Origin of the sequence: Streptomyces cellostaticus, from assembly GCF_001513965.1 — a bacterium.
Classification (GTDB): Bacteria; Actinomycetota; Actinomycetes; order Streptomycetales; family Streptomycetaceae; genus Streptomyces; species Streptomyces cellostaticus.
Genome location: NZ_KQ948027.1, coordinates 65083 through 87521, shown reverse-complemented (window position 1 = coordinate 87521; position 22439 = coordinate 65083). Strand labels below are relative to the sequence as shown.

Annotated in this window: 19 protein-coding genes; 7 read left to right on the top strand and 12 right to left on the bottom strand. The window is 71.6% G+C overall.

Features of this window, described 5'->3' with window-relative positions; genetic code table 11:
- The first annotated feature begins 89 nt into the window (after nt 1–89).
- Nucleotides 90–1217: a C40 family peptidase gene (locus AQI88_RS24035; RefSeq protein ID WP_079057760.1), complete on the top strand. Its 1128-nt coding sequence runs from the start codon at nt 90–92 to the stop codon at nt 1215–1217.
- Here AQI88_RS24035 and AQI88_RS24030 read toward each other — a convergent pair.
- Genes AQI88_RS24030 through AQI88_RS24010 form a run of 5 tightly spaced genes read right to left on the bottom strand, consistent with a single transcriptional unit; the run spans nt 1196 to nt 6925 of the window.
- Nucleotides 1196–2443, bottom strand: coding sequence for a styrene monooxygenase/indole monooxygenase family protein (locus AQI88_RS24030; RefSeq protein WP_067002916.1), 1248 nt, complete (start codon nt 2441–2443; stop codon nt 1196–1198). The genes AQI88_RS24035 and AQI88_RS24030 overlap by 22 nt on opposite strands.
- A 13-nt stretch (nt 2444–2456) precedes the next feature.
- Nucleotides 2457–3119 carry a GTP-binding protein gene (locus AQI88_RS24025; protein WP_067002915.1) on the bottom strand — a complete coding sequence of 221 codons (663 nt, stop codon included), beginning with the start codon at nt 3117–3119 and terminating at the stop codon, nt 2457–2459.
- Nucleotides 3100–3516 (bottom strand): DUF742 domain-containing protein, encoded by a 417-nt coding sequence (locus AQI88_RS24020; RefSeq protein ID WP_067002913.1) that lies wholly within the window; start codon nt 3514–3516, stop codon nt 3100–3102. The genes AQI88_RS24025 and AQI88_RS24020 overlap by 20 nt, the downstream gene beginning before the upstream one ends.
- Nucleotides 3513–4010 (bottom strand): roadblock/LC7 domain-containing protein, encoded by a 498-nt coding sequence (locus AQI88_RS24015; protein WP_067002911.1) that lies wholly within the window; start codon nt 4008–4010, stop codon nt 3513–3515. The genes AQI88_RS24020 and AQI88_RS24015 overlap by 4 nt, the downstream gene beginning before the upstream one ends.
- Nucleotides 4007–6925 carry a sensor histidine kinase gene (locus tag AQI88_RS24010; RefSeq protein ID WP_244184283.1) on the bottom strand — a complete coding sequence of 973 codons (2919 nt, stop codon included), beginning with the start codon at nt 6923–6925 and terminating at the stop codon, nt 4007–4009. The genes AQI88_RS24015 and AQI88_RS24010 overlap by 4 nt, the downstream gene beginning before the upstream one ends.
- Before the next feature lie 403 nt (nt 6926–7328).
- Between AQI88_RS24010 and AQI88_RS24005 the strand changes: the two genes are divergently transcribed.
- The gene (locus AQI88_RS24005) at nt 7329–8117 is read left to right on the top strand and encodes a protein phosphatase 2C domain-containing protein (protein WP_067002909.1); all 789 of its coding nucleotides are present in this window, start codon (nt 7329–7331) and stop codon (nt 8115–8117) included.
- 19 nt (nt 8118–8136) lie between these two features.
- On the opposite strand, the gene AQI88_RS24000 is transcribed toward AQI88_RS24005, so the two are convergent.
- Nucleotides 8137–8628, bottom strand: coding sequence for a MarR family winged helix-turn-helix transcriptional regulator (locus tag AQI88_RS24000; protein WP_067002908.1), 492 nt, complete (start codon nt 8626–8628; stop codon nt 8137–8139).
- A 228-nt stretch (nt 8629–8856) separates the two neighbouring features.
- On the opposite strand from AQI88_RS24000, the gene AQI88_RS23995 reads away from it, so the two are divergent.
- Both AQI88_RS23995 and AQI88_RS23990 read left to right on the top strand, forming a co-directional pair.
- Nucleotides 8857–9681 carry a lysozyme gene (locus AQI88_RS23995; protein WP_067002905.1) on the top strand — a complete coding sequence of 275 codons (825 nt, stop codon included), beginning with the start codon at nt 8857–8859 and terminating at the stop codon, nt 9679–9681.
- A 375-nt stretch (nt 9682–10056) separates the two neighbouring features.
- The gene (locus AQI88_RS23990) at nt 10057–12462 is read left to right on the top strand and encodes a SpoIIE family protein phosphatase (protein ID WP_244184282.1); all 2406 of its coding nucleotides are present in this window, start codon (nt 10057–10059) and stop codon (nt 12460–12462) included.
- Nucleotide 12463: 1 nt separating this feature from the next.
- Here the strand turns inward: AQI88_RS23990 and AQI88_RS46035 are convergent, their stop codons facing one another.
- The 6 genes from AQI88_RS46035 to AQI88_RS23960 all read right to left on the bottom strand — a co-directional run bounded on the left by AQI88_RS46035 (nt 12464) and on the right by AQI88_RS23960 (nt 19435).
- Nucleotides 12464–13045, bottom strand: a complete 582-nt coding sequence (locus AQI88_RS46035; protein ID WP_159050383.1) for a hypothetical protein — start codon at nt 13043–13045, stop codon at nt 12464–12466.
- A 94-nt stretch (nt 13046–13139) separates the two neighbouring features.
- Nucleotides 13140–13634 (bottom strand): hypothetical protein, encoded by a 495-nt coding sequence (locus tag AQI88_RS45165; protein ID WP_244184281.1) that lies wholly within the window; start codon nt 13632–13634, stop codon nt 13140–13142.
- Nucleotides 13635–13750: 116 nt separating this feature from the next.
- On the bottom strand, nt 13751–14488 hold the full coding sequence (locus AQI88_RS46030; protein WP_208615882.1) for a hypothetical protein: 738 nt from the start codon (nt 14486–14488) through the stop codon (nt 13751–13753).
- 223 nt (nt 14489–14711) lie between these two features.
- Complete coding sequence (locus AQI88_RS23970) at nt 14712–15662, bottom strand: serine/threonine-protein kinase (RefSeq protein WP_067002896.1); 951 nt, start codon at nt 15660–15662, stop codon at nt 14712–14714.
- Between the two features lie 104 nt (nt 15663–15766).
- On the bottom strand, nt 15767–18187 hold the full coding sequence (lon, locus tag AQI88_RS23965) for an endopeptidase La (protein WP_067002894.1): 2421 nt from the start codon (nt 18185–18187) through the stop codon (nt 15767–15769).
- A gap of 414 nt (nt 18188–18601) precedes the next feature.
- Entirely contained in the window at nt 18602–19435 is an 834-nt protein-coding gene (locus tag AQI88_RS23960) for a rhomboid-like protein (RefSeq protein WP_067002892.1), read from the bottom strand.
- Between the two features lie 208 nt (nt 19436–19643).
- Between AQI88_RS23960 and AQI88_RS23955 the strand changes: the two genes are divergently transcribed.
- The 3 genes from AQI88_RS23955 (at nt 19644) to AQI88_RS23945 (ending at nt 22292) form a co-directional block, all read left to right on the top strand.
- The gene (locus tag AQI88_RS23955) at nt 19644–20321 is read left to right on the top strand and encodes a spermine/spermidine synthase domain-containing protein (protein ID WP_067002891.1); all 678 of its coding nucleotides are present in this window, start codon (nt 19644–19646) and stop codon (nt 20319–20321) included.
- Between the two features lie 112 nt (nt 20322–20433).
- The gene (locus AQI88_RS23950; RefSeq protein WP_067002889.1) at nt 20434–21174 is read left to right on the top strand and encodes a response regulator transcription factor; all 741 of its coding nucleotides are present in this window, start codon (nt 20434–20436) and stop codon (nt 21172–21174) included.
- A complete protein-coding gene (locus AQI88_RS23945; RefSeq protein WP_067002887.1) occupies nt 21171–22292 on the top strand; it encodes a HAMP domain-containing sensor histidine kinase in 1122 nt (373 codons plus the stop codon). Before AQI88_RS23950 ends, AQI88_RS23945 begins: the two co-directional genes overlap by 4 nt.
- The last annotated feature ends 147 nt before the right edge of the window (nt 22293–22439 follow it).

Sequence of the window (22439 nt, the reverse complement as noted above, 5' to 3'; positions counted from 1 at the left end):
AGATGCTCCGTGCACCGCGCGAACACGTCTGATTATCACGGTGCGGAAGCGGGCGGAAGGCCCGCCCGCTCCGCACCGGAGGTGATGACGTGTCAGGAGTATTTCTGCGCCTGGCGTGCACGGCCACGGCGGCGGCCCAGGCCGTCCTCGCGCCCGTACCCGCAGCGGCCGCGCCCGACCCGCAGCGGTCCGTCGCCCAGCTGCTGACGGACCTTCAGCAGCTGTACCGGCAGGCCGAGCAGGCCACCGAGACCTACAACGCCACCGCGGAGAAGCTCAAGCTCCAGCAGGCCGCGGTGGCCCGCGTCGACGCCGAACTGGCCCAAGCCCGGCTCGCCCTGCAAGGCAGCCGGATCAACGCCGGGCGCCTGGCCCGGCAGCAGTATCAGAACAGCACCGACTTCTCCCCCTACCTCCGGCTGCTCCTCGCCCGCGACCCGCAGCACGCGCTGGACGAGAGCCATGTCATCGGACAGCTGGCCCGCGAGCGCGTCCGGACGGTGACCCGGCTGACCGGCGCGGAGAAGAAGAAGGACGCGCTGGCCAGAGCGGCCCGCAAGGCCCTGGACACCCAGCTCGGCCTCGCCGACCGGCAGAAGCAGGAGCGCGACGACGTGACGGCCAAGCTCACCGACGTCGAACGGCTCCTCGCCGGCCTCACTCCGCAGCAGCTGAGCGCGGTGGCCGGGCTGGAGCAGCAGGGGGTCGCCGACGCCCAGCAGAAGCTCACGGCCTCGGGCACCCTCGGCGACGAGGCCCGGCCTCCGTCCGCCGAGGGGAACGAGGCGGTCCGCTACGCCCTGGACCAGATCGGCAAGCCGTACCAGTGGGGAGCGCAGGGCCCCGCTTCCTACGACTGCTCGGGCCTGACCTCCCAGGCCTGGGACCACGCGGGCACCCGGATCCCCCGCACCAGCCAGGAACAGTGGTCCCGGCTGAAGAGGATCCCGCTGGCGGAGCTCCGCCCCGGCGACCTGGTCGTCTACTTCCCCGAGGCGACCCACGTGGCGATGTACGTAGGGGACGGAGAGGTCGTACAAGCACCCAGACCGGGCGAGAAGGTGAAGCTCTCGCCGGTGGCTTCCTATCCGGTACTTGGCGCAGTACGCCCGGACGACCCCCTGGGGGCGCGGGGAACTGCGCGACAAGCCACAACGGACCAGCAGCCGCCGGAAACCCCCCGCCCCAACGGCGATCAGGCCATGGAAGCCAAGTAAGCCTGAGTCTTCTCGGGGTCGTAGAAGAAGTTCTCGAAGTCGGCCGGGTCGTTGAACCCGTTGGCGAAACGATCAGCCACAGCCGGCAACTGCCCCGCCGCACCGATGAGGTTCAGGATGTGCTCCGGCGGCGGCGCCAGCATCGCATTCGTCCACTTGGTGACATGCTGCGCCGTAGCCCAGTAGCGGTCGAACGTACTGCGCATCCACTCCTCGTCGAACGGCTTGTCCTCCCGCTCGATGATCGACGCGAGGTACGCCGCCGCGCACTTGGACGCGGAGTTGGAGCCCTGCCCGGTGATCGGGTCGTTGGCCACGACCACATCGGCCACTCCGAGCACCAGACCACCACCCGGAAGTCGCCCGACAGGGTTCCGCACGGTCGGGGCGTAACGGCCGGCCAAGGTGCCACCGGCGTCCGTCAGTTCGACCTTCGTGGCCCGCTCGTACTCCCAGGGAGTGAACTTCTCCATGAGTTCCAGGGTCAGGGAGAGGTGCTCCGCCGGGTCCTTGACGCCGTTGAAGACGTCGAGCGGGCCGCCGGGTATGCCCTCCCAGAAGAGGATGTCGGCGGGGCCGGAGGTGGTGAGGGTCGGCATGATGAACAGCTCGCCGACGCCCGGCACCAGGTTGCAGCGCACCGCGTGGAAGTCCGGGTGCTCTGCGCGCGGGCCGAGTCCGTGCACGTAGGCCACCGCGAGGGCGCGCTGCGGCTCGGCGTACGGGGAGCGCTCCGGGTCGCGGGCGAACATCGACACCAGCTCGCCCTTGCCCGCCGCGACCAGGACGAGGTCGTAGGTGCGGGAGAAGTAGTCGAGGTCGCCGACCGCCGCGCCGTGGACGACCAGCTGGCCGCCGCGCTGGGCGAAGGTCTCCATCCAGCCGGCCATCTTCACCCGCTGGTCGACCGACTGCGCGTACCCGTCGAGCCTGCCCACCCAGTCGATCGCACGCTGGGAGGGGCCCGGGTCGAAGGAGCCGGGGGCGGCGACCGAGACGCCGAGTCCTTCGATCTTCGGGGCCTGGGACTCCCAGAAGTTCAGCTGGAGATCGCGCTCGTGCTGCAGTGCCGTGTCGAACATGCACTGCGTCGACATGACCCGGCCGGAGCGGATCTCGTCCGCGGTCCGGTTCGACATCAGGGTGACCTCGTAGCCGTGCGACTGCAGGCCGAGGGCGAGCTGGAGTCCGGACTGGCCGGCTCCGACGACGAGTATCTTCCGCATGCGGGTGGTTCTCCTACGGGGCTGGGGACTGCTCGGGGGTTTCGTCCAGCGCGTGACCCACCAGGGCCAGGAGGGTCTCGATCACCGAGATCCGGCGCCGCGCGTCCATGATCATGACTGGAATGTGCGGGGGGATGGTCAGCGCCTCGCGCACGTCCTCCGGCTCGAACAGCTCGCTGTCGTCGAAGTGGTTGACCGCGACGACGTACGGCAGCCCGCAGCTCTCGAAGTAGTCCAGTGCGGGGAAACAGTCCTTCAGACGGCGGGTGTCGGCCAGGACGACGGCGCCGATCGCGCCACGCACCAGGTCGTCCCACATGAACCAGAACCGCTGCTGGCCCGGCGTGCCGAACAGATAGAGCACCAGGTCGTCGTCGAGCGTGATGCGGCCGTAGTCCATGGCCACCGTGGTGGTCAGTTTGCCCGGCGTGGCGGAGAGGTCGTCGGTGCCCTCGCTCGCCTCGGTCATCAGCGCCTCGGTCTGCAGTGGCGTGATCTCCGAGACGGTCGTGACCAGGGTGGTCTTGCCGACGCCGAACCCGCCCGCGACCACGATCTTGGTGGCGACGGGGGCCCGGTCGCGCTCCCTCTGCCAGGCCTTCAGGTCCTCGTCGGGCTCTGCGAAACCGGCAACGAGGGGGGTGACGCCGGTGGCGTCAGAGACGGTGGAGTCCACTCAGCACCCTTTCCAGCAGAGCGCGGTCCGGGCGGCCGGTGCCGTGACCGGTTCCGGTGCCGTACACACGGATCTTTCCCTGGTCCGCGAGGTCGCTCAGCAGGACGCGGACCACCCCGAGCGGCATCCTCAGCAGCGCGGCTATCTCGGCCACCGTGCGCATACGGCGGCACAGTTCGACTATGGCCCGCACCTCCGGCATGACCCGGGTGGTGAGGGAACCTTTCGGCAGTTCCTTGCGCTGCTCGGGGGCGTCAAGGGCGGCCACGAAGGTTTCCACCAGCAGGACATGGCCGAAGCGGGTACGGCCGCCGGTGAGCGAGTAGGGGCGGACGCGGGCGGGCTTGCGGTCGCCGCCGCGGACGGGGAGCTGCTGCTTCTTGGCCGTGCCGCTCATCGGGCGCTCCCGGTCGACTCGGCCTCCAGGGATTTCCGTAGCTCACTGCGGAGTTCCGGGGTCAGGACGTGGCCGGCGCGGCCGACGAAGAGTGCCATGTGGTAGGCCACCACGCTCATGTCGCACTCCGCGGAGCCGTGTACGCCGAGCAGTGAGCCGTCGCTGATCGACATCACGAAGAGGCTGCCCTCGTCCATCGCGATCATCGTGTGCTTGACCCCGCCGAACTCCAGCAGTCTGGCGGCGCCGACGGTGAGGCTGCCGATGCCGGAGACGATGGTGGCCAGGTCGGCGGAGGAGCCTCGGGGGCCCTTCGGCCGGCGCCTGGTGCGGGATTCGGCGGTGCGCCGGGGGTCGGAGGAGAGCAGGAGCAGGCCGTCGGAGGAGACGACTGCGACGGACTGGATGCCGGGTACTTCCTCGACCAGGTTGGTCAGCAACCAGTGCAGATTGCGGGCTTCGCTGCTCAGGCCGTAGGTACTGGGCGCGGTCAACTGCTTGCCTCCTCGGCTGTTCCCCCCGTGGCTTGTTGGGTGCGTGCTGTGATCTCTGCCTCTACCTCCCGGTAGCCGGCCTGGGCTCCTTGGCGGAAGCCGCCCAGCCTGCGGCGGAGGGCTTCGGCGTCCACGCTTGCGCTGCGCTGGCGGGGCGGAGATGCAGGCGCGGTGATCTTGGGTGTGCGCTTGGGGAGGCCCTTGCTGGTGACCGCCTCGGCTTCGCCTTCGGCGTCTTCGTTCCCACCCGCACGACCCGTACCACTCTCGTCGTCGAGTGCGGGTGGCCCCTGTGGGAGCTCCTCGCCGTCGGCGGCCGCGAGGTCCGGGAGCAGCAGCTCCATCGTCATCTCGGCGAAGGTCTCCACCGGCTCCTTCACCCGAGCCGACGACTCCACCACGCCCAGCTCCGCCGACTCCGCCCGTACGTGCGTCTCGGCATTCCCGGACTCCGACTCGCCCGCACTCGCCTCGGCGCCTTCGAGCTCCAGCCCGGCGGCGTCCACCTCTGCCTGTGTCCCGGCACTCCCGGACTCCTGGGCGACGACGCCTGCCTCGGCGCGCGGCGCGGCGCTCGCGGGCTCCAGCCCAGACACACCCGCCCCAGCCTGCGGCGCGACAGTCCCGGGCTCAGGGACGGCCTGCTCCGCCTCGTGGGCCGTGCTCTCCGCCTCGCGGGCCGTCTGTTCTGCCAGGGCCACCAGGGGGTCCTGGTGCTTCGGGCGGGGGTGGAGGACGTTGGAGTTGGCCTCGGCGTCGGCGCCGGGGAAGGAGATGGTCTGGGTGGTGTCGGAGAGGGGGGTGGCAGGTGCGGTGTCGGTGAGGAGGGGCTGGGGGAGGACGACGACCGCCGCCACCCCGCCCTGCTTCTGTTCGCGCAGTTGGACGCGGACGCCGTGGCGGTGGGCCAGGCGGGCCACGACGTACAGGCCGAGGCCCAGGCCGGACTCGCCCTCCTGGTCGTACGGCGATTCCGGATCGAATGCGGTCAGGCGGGCGTTGAGGCGGTCGAGGCGGTCCGCCGCCATGCCGATGCCCTCGTCCTGGACCGACAGCATCACCTCGCCGCTCTCCAGCAGCCAGCCGGAGACCTCCACCGGCAGGTCCGGCGGGGAGAAGGAGGTGGCGTTCTCCATGAGTTCGGCGAGGAGGTGGGAGAGGTCGTCTGCCGCGAAGCCCGCCACGTGCGCGTGCGGGGGAAGCGCGGCGATGCGGACACGCTCGTAGCGTTCGATCTCGCTGACCGCCGCGCGGACCACGTCGACCAGCGGGACCGGGCCGTGGTGCTGCTGGACGTGCTCGGTGCCGGCGAGGACCAGGAGGTTCTCGCTGTGGCGGCGCATGACCGTGGCGAAGTGGTCCAGTTTGAAGAGAGTGGCGAGGCGCTCGGGGTCCTGCTCGCGCTCCTCCAGGCCCTCGATGACGGCCAGTTGGCGCTCGACCAGGCCCAGGGTGCGCAGCGCGAGGTTGACGAACGTACCGCCGATGCTGGTGCGCAGCCGCTCCAGCTGGGCGGCCGACTCGGTGAGTTCGGCGCGCAGTTCCTCGCGGGCGTCGGCCATCTTCTGCCGCTGGCCGACCAGGTGCTTGCGGTCGGTCTCCAGGGTGGTGACCCGCTCGTGCGCGGCGACGGTCTGCTCGCGCAGGGCGACCGCGTGCGTGTGCAGGGCGTTGACCGAGCGGACGACCTGGGCGAACTCGTCGTTGCGGCCGGTGAAGGCGATCGGTTCCTGGGTCGTCGGGTCCTCGGAGTCCGCCAGGCGGGCCGAGCCGCGGCGCAGGACCGACAGGGGGCGGGTGAGGGTGCGGGCCATGGCGGTGGCGATGCCCACGGCGACCAGCATCAGGGCGCCGAGGACGGCGATCCGGATCTCCAGGGCGGTGACGTCGTCGTCCCGGAGCTTCGCGAGGTCCTTGGTGCGGTGGTCGTAGAGGGCCGCCTCCGCGCCCCGCATGAGGTCCACGCGGGCGGACAGGGCCGCGTCCAGCTTCTTGGTGCCGGTGGCCGGCTCGCTGCCGGTGAACGTCGGCTGGGCGGTGAGGGTGGCCAGGTACTTCTCGGCGGAGTTGACCTCGGGGCCGGTGACCGTGGAGTCGTACGAGTCCACCGCCGCCTTGGGGGCCGTGTCCCGGAAGCCGGCCAGGGCCGCGTCGGCGCGCAGACGGGCCTGCTGGGCGGCGGCGGTGAGCGCGTCGCGCTGTTTGCGGTCCGCCTCGGTCGTGGTGGTGGTCGTGCCGGACAGACCGGTGGCCGGGTTGATCACGGTCTGGGTGGTGGACGGGATGTTGAGCGCGGCCAGCAGCAGGCCGCGGGCGGCGGCGGACTGCTGGACGGCGGAGTCCAGTTCGGCGAGCGCGTAGGCGCCGGAGCCGGCCCGCGGGGGCAGCTGCTCGGCCAGGTCGTCGGCGAGCCGGTGCAGCTCGGTGATGGTGGCGGAGTAGGCCTGGTGGGCCTGGAGCGCGTTCGCCTTGCCGGTGAGGGCGGCGCGGCGGACGGCCGCGATCCCGTCGAGGTCGGCGCGCAGCGAGGCCGGGGTGTCGGTGTCGGCGCGCAGGTCCTCGACCTGGCGGTCGACGCGGGCGCCGCGGTCCTCGGAGGGCGCCTTGGACTTGGGGCGGCCCGCGGCGATGTAGGAGGTGACCTCGTCGCGTTCGTCGGCCAGCGAGTGGGCGAGCGCGAGGGCGTCCTGGGTGCGGGCGGCCAGCGTCACCAGGTCCTGGGAGTCGTTGAGATCCTGGGAGGCGGTGAGCAGCGCGGGTGCCCCCGCTCCGGCGATGGCGGCGGCCACCACGGCCACGGCGACGATCAGCCGGGTGCGCACATGGGTGGGGCGGCCGGTGCCCACGGGGGTCTGCTCGGCGGCCCCCTCGGGGGTCGTCTGCCTGCCTGTGCGCCGAGGCCGCTTCTTCTGCACCGGTGCTCGCATTCCTGACTCGTCTACCCAAGGGCCCGGGGGGCGCCCCGTGGTCTTGGTGCCAACCCGTGGTCTTGGTGCCAAGGGGTGCGTACACCCGTGTTCGTACGGTTCCCGACCCTCCCAGCGCCGGTGGGCAGTGGTCGTGCATCACCCGACCCGCCACCCGAAGGAGTGAACATCGGAGGGGAGTTGACGGGCAAGTTCCTCCGGCGCGTGCGGTGCTCCTGTACGGCGGGCCGGTTGGACGTGCGCGGCAGGCTTTGACAGTATTCGCCGCCACGCCTTCCCGGAGTGTGCCATTTGCTGCCAAACCAGGCGCCTGACCTGGGAGAGCGTGCCAATTCGGCGGCGCTTGCCAGCCTTTGGCGGAGCCTGTGAAGGGGTCGTGCAGACTGGCTCGATGCGCACTGATCTCGTTTCGGAACCCGGCGACGCGACCCGCCCCAACGAGGACTTCGCCGGTGTCGGACTACCCGCCTCCGGTCAGGGAGGTTGCGTGATCTTGCTGGACGGGGTGACACCGCCGCGGGACGGGACGGGGTGTCTGCATTCCGTCCCCTGGTTCACCGCGCGACTCGGCGGCGCGCTGACCGAACTGACCGTTTCCGGGCGAGATCTGACGCTCCCGGAGATTCTTTCGCGTGCGATCGGCCGAACCGCCGACGCCCATGCCCAGACCTGTGAGCTTTCTCACCCGCGAACTCCCCAGGCAACCGTCGTCCTGACCCGCTGGTCGGCCGACACCCTGGAGTACCTGGTCCTGTCCGACTCCGCACTGCTGCTGCGGTCCCCCGACGGCACGGTCACCCCGGTCCTGGACGACCGCCTCGCCCGCCTGCCCCGCTCCGCCCTCGCCACCGACGCCCTGATCGACGCCCACCTGCGCAACAAGGAGGGCGGGTTCTTCACGGCCGCCGCCGACCCCGCGGTCGCCTCCCGCGCGGTGACCGGCACCGTCCCCCGCCGCGAGGTGCATGCCCTGGCCGCGCTGACGGACGGTGCGACCCGCTGGACGGAGAAGTTCCACGAGGGTGACTGGACGGCCCTGTTCGACCTGGTCGCCAAGGACGGCGCCCGCTGTCTGGTCGACCGGGTACGGGAGCTGGAGACGGCGGACCGCGAGGAGCGGGCGTTCCTGGGCCGCAGCAAGACGCACGACGACGCGACGGCGGTGTACGTGGAGCTGTGAGGCTGCCGGGAGGCTTCGCCTACTTCTCCATGACCCGGTTCAACTGGTGCAGCAGTCGGGCCAGTTCCGCCACCTCGCGGCGGTCCCAGTGGGCGAGCTGGCTGACGTAGCGGGCGCGGCGGGCCTCGCGGACCTTGCCGACGCGGCCGCGGCCCTCGTCGGTCAGGGTCACCAGCCAGGCGCGGCCGTCGGCCGGGTCGGGCTCGCGGGCGATGAGGCCCAGCTCCTCCAGCGCGCGCAGCTGGCGGGACATGGTGGCCTTGCCGACGCCGATGTAGCCGGCGAGTTCGGTGGCGCGCTGGCCGCCGAGTTCGTCGAGGCGGATGAGCAGGCCGTACGCGGCGGACTCCAGGTCGGGGTGGACCTCGCGGGCCATCTCGCCCTGGTTGGCCCGGGCGCGCCTGAGCAGCACGGTCAACTCGCGCTCCAGCGCCAGGAATTCCTGGTCTGCACCACTCGGTGTCACCTGACCGGCGACGCGATGTCCGTCGCCGTTCTCGTCCTCGTGCACGTCAGCACCCCTGATCGGTTTCGCTGTCCTGAAAGTTTCTGTCAAAGGCCGTCATCGCCGCAGCTCCGTAAGTATTTCGCAGGCTTAGACCAACGGCAGCCCCCGGACCCCCTTCCCACGCCGTCATCTACGTGCGTAGCTTCTTTATCAGGCAAGGAATGGCATGCCCACGCCCAGTGGGTCAGCGGCACTTTACGGTCCTCCCACCTCACTCCCCGGAGGCACGTCATGCCCGTGCACAGACCCGGTTCCCTCCGCCCGCGCCCCCTCGCCGTCCTCGTCACGGCCCTGCTCGCGGCACTCTCCCTCGCCCTCCCCCTCACCACGGCCCACGCCGCGCCCACCCCCGGGCGCGGCTCCGCCCACATGGGCATGGGCGTCCTCGCCCACGACGGCCGGAGCGGCACCCCCAGCACCGCTGCCGTCACCCAGACCGAGGGCGTCGACGTCGCCGGCTACCAGGGCAACGTCGCCTGGAGCACCCTGTGGAGCAGCGGCGTGCGCTGGGCCTACACGAAGGCCACGGAAGGCACGTACTACACGAACCCGTACTTCGCCCAGCAGTACAACGGCTCCTACAACGTCGGCATGATCCGCGGCGCGTACCACTTCGCGACCCCGGACACCACGAGCGGCGCGACCCAGGCCGACTACTTCGTGGACCACGGCGGCGGCTGGTCCAGGGACGGCAGGACACTGCCCGGCGCGCTCGACATCGAGTGGAACCCCTACGGCGCCGCCTGCTACGGCAAGTCCGCCGGTGCGATGGTCAGCTGGATCGCCGACTTCCTGAACACCTACAAGGCGCGTACGGGCCGGGACGCCGTGATCTACACGGCCACCAGCTGGTGGACCCAGTGCACCGGCGGCTACGGCGGTTTCGCCGCGAACAACCCGCTGTGGATCGCCCGCTACGCCTCGGACCCCGGGACACTGCCGGCAGGATGGTCGTACTACACGATGTGGCAGTACACGTCCTCCGGCCCGACCGTCGGGGACCACGACAAGTTCAACGGGGCACTGGACCGGGTGCAGGCGCTGGCAGACGGGTAGCTCAACACCCTCCCGGCCGGGGGCCCGGGGATTGGCCCCCGGACAAGCACCGCAACGGGGCACTGGACCGAGTGCAGGCGCTGGCAAACGGGTAGCTCAACACCCTCCCGGCCGAGGGCCCGGGGATTGACCCCCGGACAAGCACCGCAACGGGGCACTGGACCGAGTGCAGGCGCCGGCGAACGGGTAGCTCAACACCCTCCCGGCCGGGCGCCCGGGGATTGACCCCCGGACAAGCACCGCAACGGGGCACTGGACCGGGTGCAGGCGCTGGCGAACGGCTGACCCCGACCGCGCGTGGCGGTGGCCGTCCGCTGCGGGCGGCCGCCGTTCGTGTGCAGATGCCCGGGCTGGTGCTCGGCGGCGCCCAGGATCATGCTGGTCAGGGAGAGCCTGCCGAGCAAGGGCGAGATGGCGATGGAGCGACACTCGACGTACACGGCCACGGCCACCATCGACGAGCAGGGCATCCTGACCGGCTGGAGCGAGGGAGCCCAGCGGCTGCTCGGCCACGAGGCCTCTCAGGTCGTCGGACGGCCCGCCGCGACGCTGCTCGCCGTCGGCGTCGGGGCGGCACGGCGGGCCCTGGCCGGGCGGGAGAGGTGGAACGGCACGCTGCCGCTGCGGCACCGGGACGGCCGGTGTCTGGAACTGGGACTGCTCGCCCACCGCCGGACGTCGGACACCGGCAACGCCGACTGGCTCGTGGTGACCGCCGTCGCGGACCGGCCGCCGCCGCCCCGAGGCGAACCGCTGGAGGAGTGGGCGTTCATCCAGTCCCCCTTCCCGCTGGCCGTCTTCGACACCGAGCTGCGCCTGATGCGCGCCAACCGCCGCCTGGAACACGCACTGTCCCTGCCCGAGGCGGCGATGCACGGGCTGCGCCTGCCGCACATCGTGCCCGGCCCCGCGAGCGACGAGGCCGACCGGACGATGCGCCGGGTACTGGAGACCGGCGAGCCGCGGGAGGTGCAGGCCGGCCTCGGCCCGGACCTCGGTCCGCCGACCATGCTCACCCCGCTCAGGGACGGCACCGGCACGGTGCGCGCCGTCTGCCTCGCCACGCACCGGCGCGCCCAGGACTCCCCGGCCCCGCAGCACGCCCAAGAGGAAACCGGCCCGGCCTCCGAGCTCGGGCGCGCCGCGCAGGAACTCGCCGACGCCGCGGTCCCCCGGCTCGCCGACTTCGTCGCCGTGGACCTGCTCGACTCCCCGCGGACCACGACCGGCCCGCCCGATCCGTCCTACACCGCGGCGGGCCCGGTCGTCCTGCGCCGCGCCGCGCTACGTGCCGTCCAGGACGACGACGGTCCCGCGGCCGGGGCCCGGGTGGGCGAGGTGACCGCCTACGAGCCGGGTTCGCCGCCGGCCGACTGCCTGGCCTCGGGCCAGTCCGTCCTGTACGACATCACGGACCCCGTGATCGCGGGGTGGGCGGCCGTGGACCCGGCCGCCGCCTGGCTGCACGCGTACGGCACGCACTCGCTGATGGTGGTGCCGGTGCTCGCCGAGGGCAGCACGCTCGGCGTCGCCCTGTTCGGCCGCCACCGGCGCCCGGAGCCGTTCGGCCCGGGGGATCTCCGGCTCGCCGAGGACCTCACGGCCAGGGCGGCCGCCGGCCTGCACAGCGCCCGCCGGTACTCCCGGGCCCGCACCACCACCATGGCCCTGCAGCGCAGCCTGCTCCCGCACAGCCTGCCGGACCAGGACGCGCTGGAGATCGCCACCCGCTATCTGCCCGCGGCCACCCGGGCCGGCGTGGGCGGCGACTGGTTCGATGTGATCCCGTTGTCCGGCGCGCGGGTCGCCCTCGTCGTCGGTGACGTCGTCGGCCACGGCATCCGCGCCTCCGCCACCATGGGCCGGCTGCGCACGGCGGTGCGCACGCTGGCCGACGTCGACCTGCCCGCCGACGAGCTGCTCACCCACCTCGACGACCTCGTCCTCAGGCTGGCCGCCGACGAGGGCAGCGCGGACCCGGCCGCCGAGACCGCCGGCGGCATCGGCACCACCTGCCTGTACGCGGTCTACGACCCGGTCTCGCGCCGGTGCACGCTCGCCCGGGCAGGCCATCCGCCGCCCGCCGTGGTCACCCCGGACGGCGCCGTCCGCTTTCTCGACGTGCCCGCGGGCCCGCCCCTGGGGCTGGGCGGACTGCCCTTCGAGGCCTTCGAGACCGAACTGCCCGAGGGCAGCCTGCTCGCCCTCTACACCGACGGACTGCTCGAAGCCCGCGACCACGACATCGACGAGGCCCTGGACAAGCTGTTCGCCGCGCTCGGCCGCCCCGCGCCGACGCTGGACTCGGTCTGCGACCGGGTGCTCACCGAGCTGCTGAGCCACCGTCCCGACGACGACATCGCCCTGCTCGTCGCCCGCACCCGGGCGCTGCACGCCGACCGGGTCGCCGTGTGGGAGCTGGACAGCGAGCCCACCGTGGTGGCCCGGGCCCGCAAGTACACGGGCGAGCAGCTGACCGCGTGGGGGCTGGACGAGGCCGCGTTCGCCACCGAGCTGATGGTCAGCGAGCTGGTCACCAACGCCATCCGCTACGGCCGCCCGCCCATCCGACTGCGTCTCATCCACCAGGACTCCACTCTGATCTGCGAGGTCTACGACTCCAGCGGCACCACCCCGCACATGCGGCGCGCCCGGATCTTCGACGAGGGGGGCCGGGGCCTGCTGCTGGTCGCCCAGCTCGCCGAACGCTGGGGCACCCGGCACGACCGGATCGGCAAGACCGTGTGGGCCGAGCAGTCGCTCTCGGGGACCGCGAGCTGAGTCAGCCGCTGCCACCGCTGCCACCGTTGCCCCCACGGCCGCCCTGGCCGCCGGTCTCGCAGCCGGCGCCGACACAGGTTCCGCCGTTCCCGCCGCCGCCGCCGTCGCCGCCGTCGCCGCCGGGGACCCCGTTGCCGCCGTTGCCGCCGTTGCCACCGTTGGCACTGCCGTTGCATACCCCGGCGCAGATCCCGCCGTTCCCGCCCTTGGTGCCGTTGCCGCCCGCCGCGCCGTCGGTGCCGTTGCCGCCGTTGGCGCTGCCGTTGCACAGCCCGGCGCAGATGCCACCGTTCGAGCCGTTGGTTCCATTGACGGTCCCGTTGCAGTTGCCCGCGCAGATCTTGTCGCCGATGCGCACGCTGCCGTTGCCCACCTGAATGGTGCCGAGTCCTCCGCCTCCGGGGAGCTGACCGCCTCCCGATCCGCTGCCGCTGCCGAGGGGGAGCTGCTGGGCGGCACTCGCCGTGGCCGGGGACGCCTGGGGCATCGGCGCGGCCGTCGCGGCCGGGGTCATCGCACCCCCTGCAACCACGGCGGCCGAGACCGCGAGACTGAGGCGGAGTTTCCAAGAGCGCATACGCATGGGCTTCTTACTTTCCGAAGATGTCGAGGTGAATTGCGATGGGTTCATAGGGGCACCCCGGCCCGGGCATTCGGGCCGGGGCGCCGGTGGTGTGTCAGGTACTTGAGGGAGAGATGTCTCCCATCTGCCCGGACCAGTCGCCCCGGACAAACTGCTGCTGCCAGGTCTCGATCTCCTTTCCGGAGACCTTGTACTTGTGGGCGACCTCGGCCTTCGTGGCGTCTCCGAAAGCGACGACCAACACGATGTGCGCCTTGTCCGGCACCGTGAGCTCGTCCTTGGACTTGTCCGGCAGGCTGTCGAGCCCGCGACACGCGGACTGGCCGGGCTGTCCGGGCTTGCCCGGCTGTCCAGGCGCCCCGCCCTGGCCGCCCGCCCCGCCCTGGCCGCCTGCACCGCCCTGGCCGCAGTCCGTGCCGCCTGCGAGGACAGCACCGGGTGCGCCTGCCGAGTAGCCGGTGACGGTCGCGGCGCTCGGCAACGCGTGTGCGGCACATGCGGTGCCGGTGGCGAGGCCCACGGCGGATACCGCCAGGATGACGGAACGGCGCCAGTGCATGACGGAACGGCGCCAGCGAATTGTCGACATGAGGATCCTCTGTTCATTCGTGTGGGGGGAGAGGGGGTGGAGGCCCGAGGACCTCCACCCGGGGTGGGCGGTCGCGACCTGCGCCGCGGCCGCCCTGGCCGTGGGCCGGCTGGTGACTACTTGCCGGTGCCTCCGGCGCCACCGGCACCACCGGCACCACCGCCGGCTCCACCGGATCCACCGGCACCGCCGCCGCCACCGGCACCACCGTTGCCGTTGGTGCTGTTGCCGCCGCCACCGCCGGTGCCGCCGTTGCCGCCCTTGCCGGTGTTGCTACCGCCACCGCCACCGCCGAAGCCGCCACCGCCGGCGTTGCCGTTGGTGCTGTTGCCGCCGGTACCACCGGTACCACCGTTGCCGCCGGTGCCGGTGTTGCTACCGCCACCGCCACCGCCACCGCCACCGCCGCCAGCGGCGCCGTTGGTGCTGCTGCCGCCGGTACCACCGGTACCACCGTTGCCGCCGGTGCCGCTGTTGCTGCTACCGCCGCCGCCTCCCGAGCCACCCTGACCGCCGGTGCCGTCAACGCTGGTACCACCGGTACCACCGGTGCCGCCGTCGCCGCCCTTGCCGGTCGTACTGTTACCGCCGGTACCACCGTTACCACCGGGACCAGCGGGTCCGGACTGGCTGCTGCCGCCGGCACCACCGGCACCGCCCGCACCACCGTCGGCGAAGGCAGCGGTCGCCGGAAGGACGACGCCCCCGGTGACCAGTGCGGCCGAGGCGATGAAGGACGCAAGCCTCAGACCTCGACGCTTCGGACGGGCTTCCTCGTTGCTGCGAATCTCACGGGTCATGATTTTCTCCATGCTTCTCAGGAATTTCTGTCGCACCCCGGAATTCGGGGCCAAGGCGAGAGGGAATCCTCTGGGGATTTCCACCCTCTGTTCCGCCTCATTTGCTTTCCGGTGGTTTCCGGTGAGGCCGTGCTTCAAGTAGGCCCGAAGACGAAATCCGGGTCACGTTCCGAGGACTCGGGACTTGACGAGGCCATAGGCGTCGGGTAAAGCCCGCATAAGCAGCACAGGTCAGGGGCCGCCCCCGTCCAGCGGAGGCGGCCCCTTGCGTGTGATGTCAGGTGAGGAACGGCCGGGCCCAGGAAGGCGGCTCCGGAGGCGGACCGTGGACCACCAGGGTCGGCGTACGGCCGCGCGGGACCTCGTCACCCACGGCGGCGCGCAGGGCCGCGACGAACTCCTGGCAGGTGCCGTGACGGTCGTCCGGTGCCTTCGCCAGCGCCTTCTTCAGGACGTCGTCGGCGGCCGCCGGGATCCCGGGCCGCTCCGTGCTCAGCGCGGGCGGTGGGTCGTACTGGTGCGCCCACAGCAGTTCGAGCTCGTCCTCCCGGCGGAAGGGCGGGGCGCCCGCGAGGGTCTCGTAGACGAGGCAGGCCAGGCTGTACAGATCGGACCTGCCGTCCACGGGGCGGCCCGAGACCCGCTCCGGCGCCACGTAGTCGAGGGTGCCGACGAACTCGCCCGCAGTGGTGAACCCGGTCAGCGACAGGGACTTCTTCGCGAGCCCGAAGTCGGTGAGGTAGACGTGCTCGGGGTGGTCGCTGTCGACACCCTTGGCGACCAGGACGTTGCCGGGCTTGACGTCCCGGTGCACCAGATCATGCTCGTGCGCGGCGTCGAGCGCCGACGCCAGCTGGGCGGCGATGCGCAGCGCGGCCGGCACGGGCAGCGGACCCTCCCGGTCGAGCAGGGCGCGCAGGTCCTGCCCAATGACGTAGCACATGGCGATGTACAGGATCCCGTCGGTCTCGCCGGCCTCGAAGACGGGCACGATGTGCGGGTGCTCGATAGCGGCGGCGACCCGGCACTCCTGGGTGAAACGGCGGCGGAAGGCGTCGTTGCGGGTGTACTCGGGGGCGAGCAGTTTGAGGGCGACGGTACGGCCGAGACGCAGGTCCTTCGCGCAGTAGACGACGGCCATGCCGCCGCGGCCCAGCTCACGCTCCACCCGGTAGCCGGCGATCTCCGTCCCGATCAGGGCGGAGGGTTGCCCCACCTGCCCGCTCACGTCCGAATTCTATCCACTTGATCCACCTGTGCACCCACGTAGGGCATGGCGAAGGCCCGGGCCCCCTCACGGGACCCGGGCCCTGCCTCATCCGGCAGCGTCCGTCACGCCGCCACCGGAACCTCCGGCTGCGCACCGTTCATGGCGGGCGCAAGCGCCAGCTCCAGGACCTGACGGACGTCGGTCACGGTGTGGACGTCGAGCTTGTCCAGCACCTCGGCCGGGACGTCGTCCAGGTCGGGCTCGTTGCGCTTGGGGATGATCACGGTGGTCACCCCGGCGCGGTGTGCGGCGAGCAGCTTCTGCTTCACTCCGCCGATGGGCAGGACGCGGCCGGTCAGCGAGACCTCGCCGGTCATCGCCACGTCCGTGCGGACCAGCCGGCCGGAGAGCAGGGACGCGAGGGCCGTGGTCATCGTGATGCCCGCGCTCGGGCCGTCCTTCGGGACCGCGCCCGCCGGGAAGTGGATGTGCGCACCCCGGTCCTTCAGATCGGCCACCGGCAGCTCCAGTTCGGCGCCGTGGCTGCGCAGGAAGCTCAGCGCGATCTGCGCAGACTCCTTCATCACCTCGCCCAGCTGACCGGTCAGGGTCAGGCCGGCCGCGCCCGTCTCCGGGTCGGCGAGGGACGCCTCCACGAAGAGCACGTCGCCGCCGGCTCCGGTGACCGCGAGGCCGGTCGCCACGCCCGGGACGGACGTACGGCGCTCGGCCGGGTCCTGGGCGGACTCGGGCACGTGGTGCGGGCGCCCGATGAGAGCGCGCAGGTCCTCGTCCCGGACGGTGAACGGCAGCTCCCGCTCGCCGAGTTCGTGCTGGGCCGCGACCTTGCGCAGCAGCCGTGCGAGGGACCGCTCCAGGGTGCGCACGCCCGCCTCGCGGGTGTACTCGCCGGCGAGCTTGCGCAGCGCGCCCTCGTCCATCGCGACCTCGTCCTTGGCCAGGCCGGCCCGCTCCAGCTGACGCGGCAGCAGGTGGTCCCGGGCGATGACGACCTTCTCGTCCTCGGTGTAGCCGTCCAGACGGACGATCTCCATACGGTCGGCCAGCGCCTCCGGGATGGCCTCCAGGACGTTGGCGGTGGCGAGGAAGACCACGTCGGACAGGTCCAGCTCCACCTCCAGGTAGTGGTCCCGGAAGGTGTGGTTCTGCGCGGGGTCGAGGACCTCCAGCAGGGCCGCGGCCGGGTCGCCGCGGAAGTCGGACCCCACCTTGTCGATCTCGTCGAGGAGCACGACCGGGTTCATGGAACCGGCCTCCTTGACGGCGCGGACGATCCGGCCGGGCAGCGCGCCGACGTACGTGCGCCGGTGGCCGCGGATCTCGGCCTCGTCCCGGACGCCACCCAGCGCGACCCGGACGAACTTGCGCCCCATGGCGTGCGCGACGCTCTCCCCCAGGCTGGTCTTTCCGACTCCGGGCGGCCCGACCAGAGCCAGCACGGCACCGCCGCGCCGTCCGCCGATGACACCGAGCCCCCGGTCACTGCGCCGCTTGCGCACCGCCAGGTACTCGGTGATGCGCTCCTTGACGTCCTCCAGACCCGCGTGCTCTGCGTCCAGGATCGCCTTGGCGCCCTGGATGTCGTATTCGTCCTCGGTCCGCTCGTTCCACGGCATCTCCAGGACCGTGTCCAGCCAGGTCCTGATCCACGCGCCCTCGGGCGACTGGTCGGAGGCCCGCTCCAGCTTGTCGACCTCCTTGAGCGCCGCCTCGCGGACCTTCTCCGGCAGGTCGGCGGCCTCGACGCGGGCGCGGTAGTCGTCGGACTCCTCGCCGTCCTGCTCTCCGTTCAGCTCGCGCAGTTCCTTGCGGACGGCCTCCAGCTGGCGGCGCAGCAGGAACTCGCGCTGCTGCTTGTCGACGCCCTCCTGGACGTCCTTGGCGATGGTCTCGGCCACGTCCTGCTCGGCGAGGTGGTCGCGCAGCTGCTGCGCGGCGAGCCTGAGGCGGTCCACCGGATCGGCGGTCTCCAGGAGTTCGACCTTCTGCTCGATGGTGAGGAAGGGCGAGTAGCCGGAGTTGTCGGCGAGCGCGGAGACGCCGTCGATGGCCTGGACGCGGTCGACGACCTGCCAGGCGCCGCGCTTCTTCAGCCAGTTGGTGGCGAGGGCCTTGTACTCCTTGACGAGTTCGGCGACCTGGCCGGGCAGCGGTTCCGGCACGGTCTCCTCGACCCGTGCGCCCTCGACCCACAGCGCCGCGCCCGGACCCGTCGTACCGGCGCCGATCCGCACCCGGCCGCGGCCGCGGATCAGGGCCCCCGGGTCGCCGTCGGCCAGCCGGCCGACCTGCTCGACCGTGCCGAGAACTCCGGTCCTGGCGTAGGTGCCGTCGATGCGCGGCACCAGCAGGACCCTGGGCTTGCCGGGCTCCGACCGGGCGGCGGCCTGTGCGGCCTCCACCGCGGCGCGCACCTCGGCGTCGCTCAGGTCCAGCGGAACCACCATCCCGGGCAGCACGACCTCGTCGTCGAGCGGCAGCACGGGCAACACGAGCGTGAACGCCGTGGACTCAGCAGCCATGATCTCCCCTTAGGCAGTCAACTTGAGCTATGCCGACTCAATGCACGGCGCTCCGCTGTTGTTCCCGGGTTGTTGTTCGCTGTGAGCGATCAGGTGGTCACACTGGTGTTTTTGCAGGCCAGCGTGTTGGTGGCGCCTAAGGGGATGGGGTGCGGGTTCGTGCGCGGGTGAGGGTCCGGCGTGGCTGGTCGCGCCCGCGCGGCGGAGCCGCATATCGACGGAACGACTCGAAGCCGGGCGTCTGGTGCATCGTCGTCAGGAGTTGTTCGCACCCGATCGTGCCGTTCAGCAGGGCCGCGAAGATGTGTGACCGGCCGCGTCGTGAACGGCGTGACCGACAGGACGGCCTCCCCCGTCTCTTGGTCGTGACCCCGTGTCACCACCAGGAGCATCGCTACACCGTCGGACCGGTGTTCACACGGAGACCGGGGAAAGCGCCGGAAGGCGCCAGCGTCGCACCAGCGGCCAGCCCGCGATGCCGAGGCCGAGGGCGATCAGGTGGCCCCAGTTGGTCATCGGGTCCTGAAAGGCGATCAGGTCGTTCACGAGCAGGCCTGCGACCAGGGCGAGGAGGGGCCAGCGGGCCCAGGGGGCGAGCAGGCCGGCCAGGGCGCCGACACTGGCGGCGACGCCGAAGCTGATGCCGTAGTCCAGGCGGTGCAGCGAGGTGGCGGGCAGGTGGCCGAACAGGACCGCGAGGCCCACCGGCACCTCGGTCGCGAGGGTGGCCAGGACATGCCCGGTCAGGAACACACAGGCCGCCCGCGCACCTCCTATCCGCCGCTCCAGCGCGGTCAGCACCAGCACGAAGCCGACCGCGTACGGCGATACGACCCCGCCCGCGATCCACAGCGCACTCGCCAGCAGCACCAGCACGGGCGTGCGCACCAGGTGGGCGACGTCGGTGCTGGAGTCCTGGTACAGCATCTGCACGAGGCCGGGGGCGGCGTAGGCGGCGAACAGGGAGGTGCCGGCGAGGACGGCCGCGTAGGCGAAGGTGAACGGCGTGCGGGCGGGGCTGGGCAGCAGGTGCCAGGGCCGGAAGGCGGGGCGGGCCGCGGCGGGGGCCGGCGCCGCGGCCTGGGCCGGGGCCGCGGCCTGGGCCGGGGCCGCGGCCGGGGCGGGCAGTTCGCGCTGCCGTGGGACGCCGTCGAGCAGCCCGGCGACGTCCGGCAGGGCGCTGGCGGGAAAAGGCGTGCCCAGGGGCGGGGACGCGGCCGTCGCAGGGCCGGTCACGATCCGTTCCACGTGAGGCGCTCCTTCCGTCGCGCCCCACCTTTCGTGTTCCGCGGGCCCCTGTCTATGACCGACGCCACGCGAGAGCGGATTCACAGCAACCTCTCACGTCCCGGCTGCGTCCGCACCGGTCGACCCCAGGACTGCGCATGGCCTGATTTCACCGGCTTTCACTTGGCGTTGCCCTGAATACCAAGCCTTGTTCAAGCAGGATGGGGGCATGACTGCCGCGTACGACTCTCCTGTGGTCCTGGACCGTCGCGAAGGCCCGTACGGCGAGGTGGTGCTGCGCAGGCACGGCACGCTGTTGCAGCTCATCGCCAATGGCTGCTTCCTGATGGACACTTCCGACGGCCGCTCGGAGCGGCTGCTGGTCGACGCCGCGTACGACGCCCTGGACGGGCGTTCGACGCCGGACGTGCTGATCGGCGGGCTGGGGGTGGGGTTCTCACTCGCACATGCGGCGCAGGATCGCAGGTGGGGGCGGATCACCGTCGTGGAGCGGGAGCCCGCCGTCGTGGAATGGCACCGGGACGGGGCGCTTTCCGGAATCACCGCCGGCGCACTCGCCGACCCCCGCACCAAGATCGTCCAAGCCGACCTCGTGACTTACGTCAATGAGACATCGGACACGTTCGACGCCCTGTGTCTCGATATCGACAACGGCCCCGGCTGGACCGTCACCGAGGACAACGACGGCCTGTACTCGCCTGCCGGACTCGCCGCCTGCGCAAGGGTGTTGAGGCCGGGCGGGGTGCTCGCGGTATGGTCGGCCGAGCCCTCTCCGGAATTTGAAGGAACCTTGCGGAATGCCGGGTTCCGGCAGGTGCGTACCGAAGAGGTGCCCGTTGCCCGGGGCGTTCCGGACGCCGTGCACCTCGCCGTCCGCCCTGGATAGCGACGGAACGGTCAGTCCCCGTAATGTGCTGCCCTGACGCAGATCATTCAAGCGTCAATCGCAGTCATGGGATCACCCCACTGGTTCCGGAAAGCAACAACAGGGGCGGGCGATGGAGCAGACACACACCTCCCAGACCGGCGCGGCCACGACCACCCCGGGCGCACAGCGCCGGGTGCTGGTCGTCGAGGACGACCCCACGATCGTCGACGCCATCGCGGCCCGGCTCCGCGCCGAGGGATTTCTCGTACAGACCGCCGGAGACGGTCCGGCTGCGGTCGACACGGCCGAGGCCTGGCAGCCCGACCTGCTGATCCTCGACATCATGCTGCCGGGCTTCGACGGACTCGAGGTCTGCCGCCGGGTGCAGGCGCAGCGGCCGGTGCCGGTGCTGATGCTCACCGCCCGGGACGACGAGACCGACATGCTGGTCGGGCTCGGCGTCGGCGCCGACGACTACATGACCAAGCCGTTCTCGATGCGGGAGCTGGCCGCGCGGGTGCACGTCCTGCTGCGGCGCATGGAGCGGGCCGCGCTGGCCGCCACCACCCCCCGCTCCGGCATCCTGCGCCTCGGCGAGCTGGAGATCGACCACGCGCAGCGCCGGGTGCGGGTGAAGTCCGAGGACGTCCACCTCACGCCGACCGAGTTCGACCTGCTGGTGTGCCTGGCGAACACCCCGCGCGCGGTGCTCTCCCGGGAGCAGCTGCTGGCCGAGGTGTGGGACTGGGCGGACGCCTCCGGTACCCGGACCGTCGACAGCCACATCAAGGCGCTGCGCCGGAAGATCGGCGCCGAGCGGATCCGTACTGTGCACGGCGTGGGCTACGCGCTGGAGACGCCGACGCCATGAGCGAGGGGCGGGAGGCCGCACGCAGGAACCCCGGGAGCCCCGGAGAGGAGCCCTGGGGCGGCGTACGCCCGTTCTCGGTCAAGACCAAGCTGGGCGCGCTGGTCGTCATCTCGGTGCTGATCACCACCGGTCTGTCGATGATCGCGGTGCACACCAAGACGGAACTGCGCTTCATCACGGTCTTCTCGATGATCGCCACACTGCTGATAACGCAGTTCGTGGCCCATTCGCTCACCGCGCCGCTGGACGAGATGAACGCGGTGGCCCGCTCCATCTCGCAGGGCGACTACACGCGCCGCGTGCGCGAGAACCGCCGCGACGAGCTGGGCGACCTGGCGCAGACGATCAACGTCATGGCCGACGAGCTGGAAGCGCAGCACCAGCAGCGAAAAGAGCTGGTGGCGAACGTCTCGCACGAGCTGCGCACCCCGATCGCGGGGCTGCGCGCGGTGCTGGAGAACATCGTCGACGGGGTCACCGAGGCCGACCCGGAGACCATGCGGACGGCCCTGAAGCAGACCGAGCGGCTCGGCCGCCTGGTGGAGACCCTGCTGGACCTCTCCCGGCTCGACAACGGCGTCGTACCGCTGAAGCTGCGCCGCTTCGAGGTGTGGCCGTACCTCTCGGGTGTGCTGAAGGAGGCCAACATGGTCGCCTCCGCGCGCGCGGGCATCGCCTCCGGATCCGGCAGCCACACGCGTACGGACGTCCATCTGCACCTCGACGTCTCCCCGCCGGAGCTGACCGCGCACGCCGACCCCGAGCGCATCCACCAGGTCGTCGCCAACCTGATCGACAACGCGGTCAAGCACAGCCCGCCGCACGGGCGCGTGACGGTGAAGGCGCGGCGCGGGCCGCAGCCGCAGTCGCTGGAGCTTGAGGTCCTGGACGAGGGCTCCGGGATCCCGAGGTCGGAGTGGCACCGGGTGTTCGAGCGGTTCAACCGCGGTGCGGTGACCCGGCCGCACGGTCCGGGCAGCGACGGCGGTACGGGTCTCGGCCTGGCGATCGCCCGCTGGGCGGTGGATCTGCACGGCGGCCGGATCGGTGTGGCCGAATCCGACCGGGGCTGCCGGATCATCGTCACTCTCCCGGGACTGACTTCCGTCCCAGGTTGACGTAAAGTCCGAACCGGAGCCACAAGATCCACGGGAGTCCGCGCAGCCGGACACGTGTGATCAGGGACAGGCCCGGGACGCGCATCGGACTCAGCCGCGCCGGGCCTCGCTCGGCGATCCCGCACACCCCCGCCCACATGCGGAACC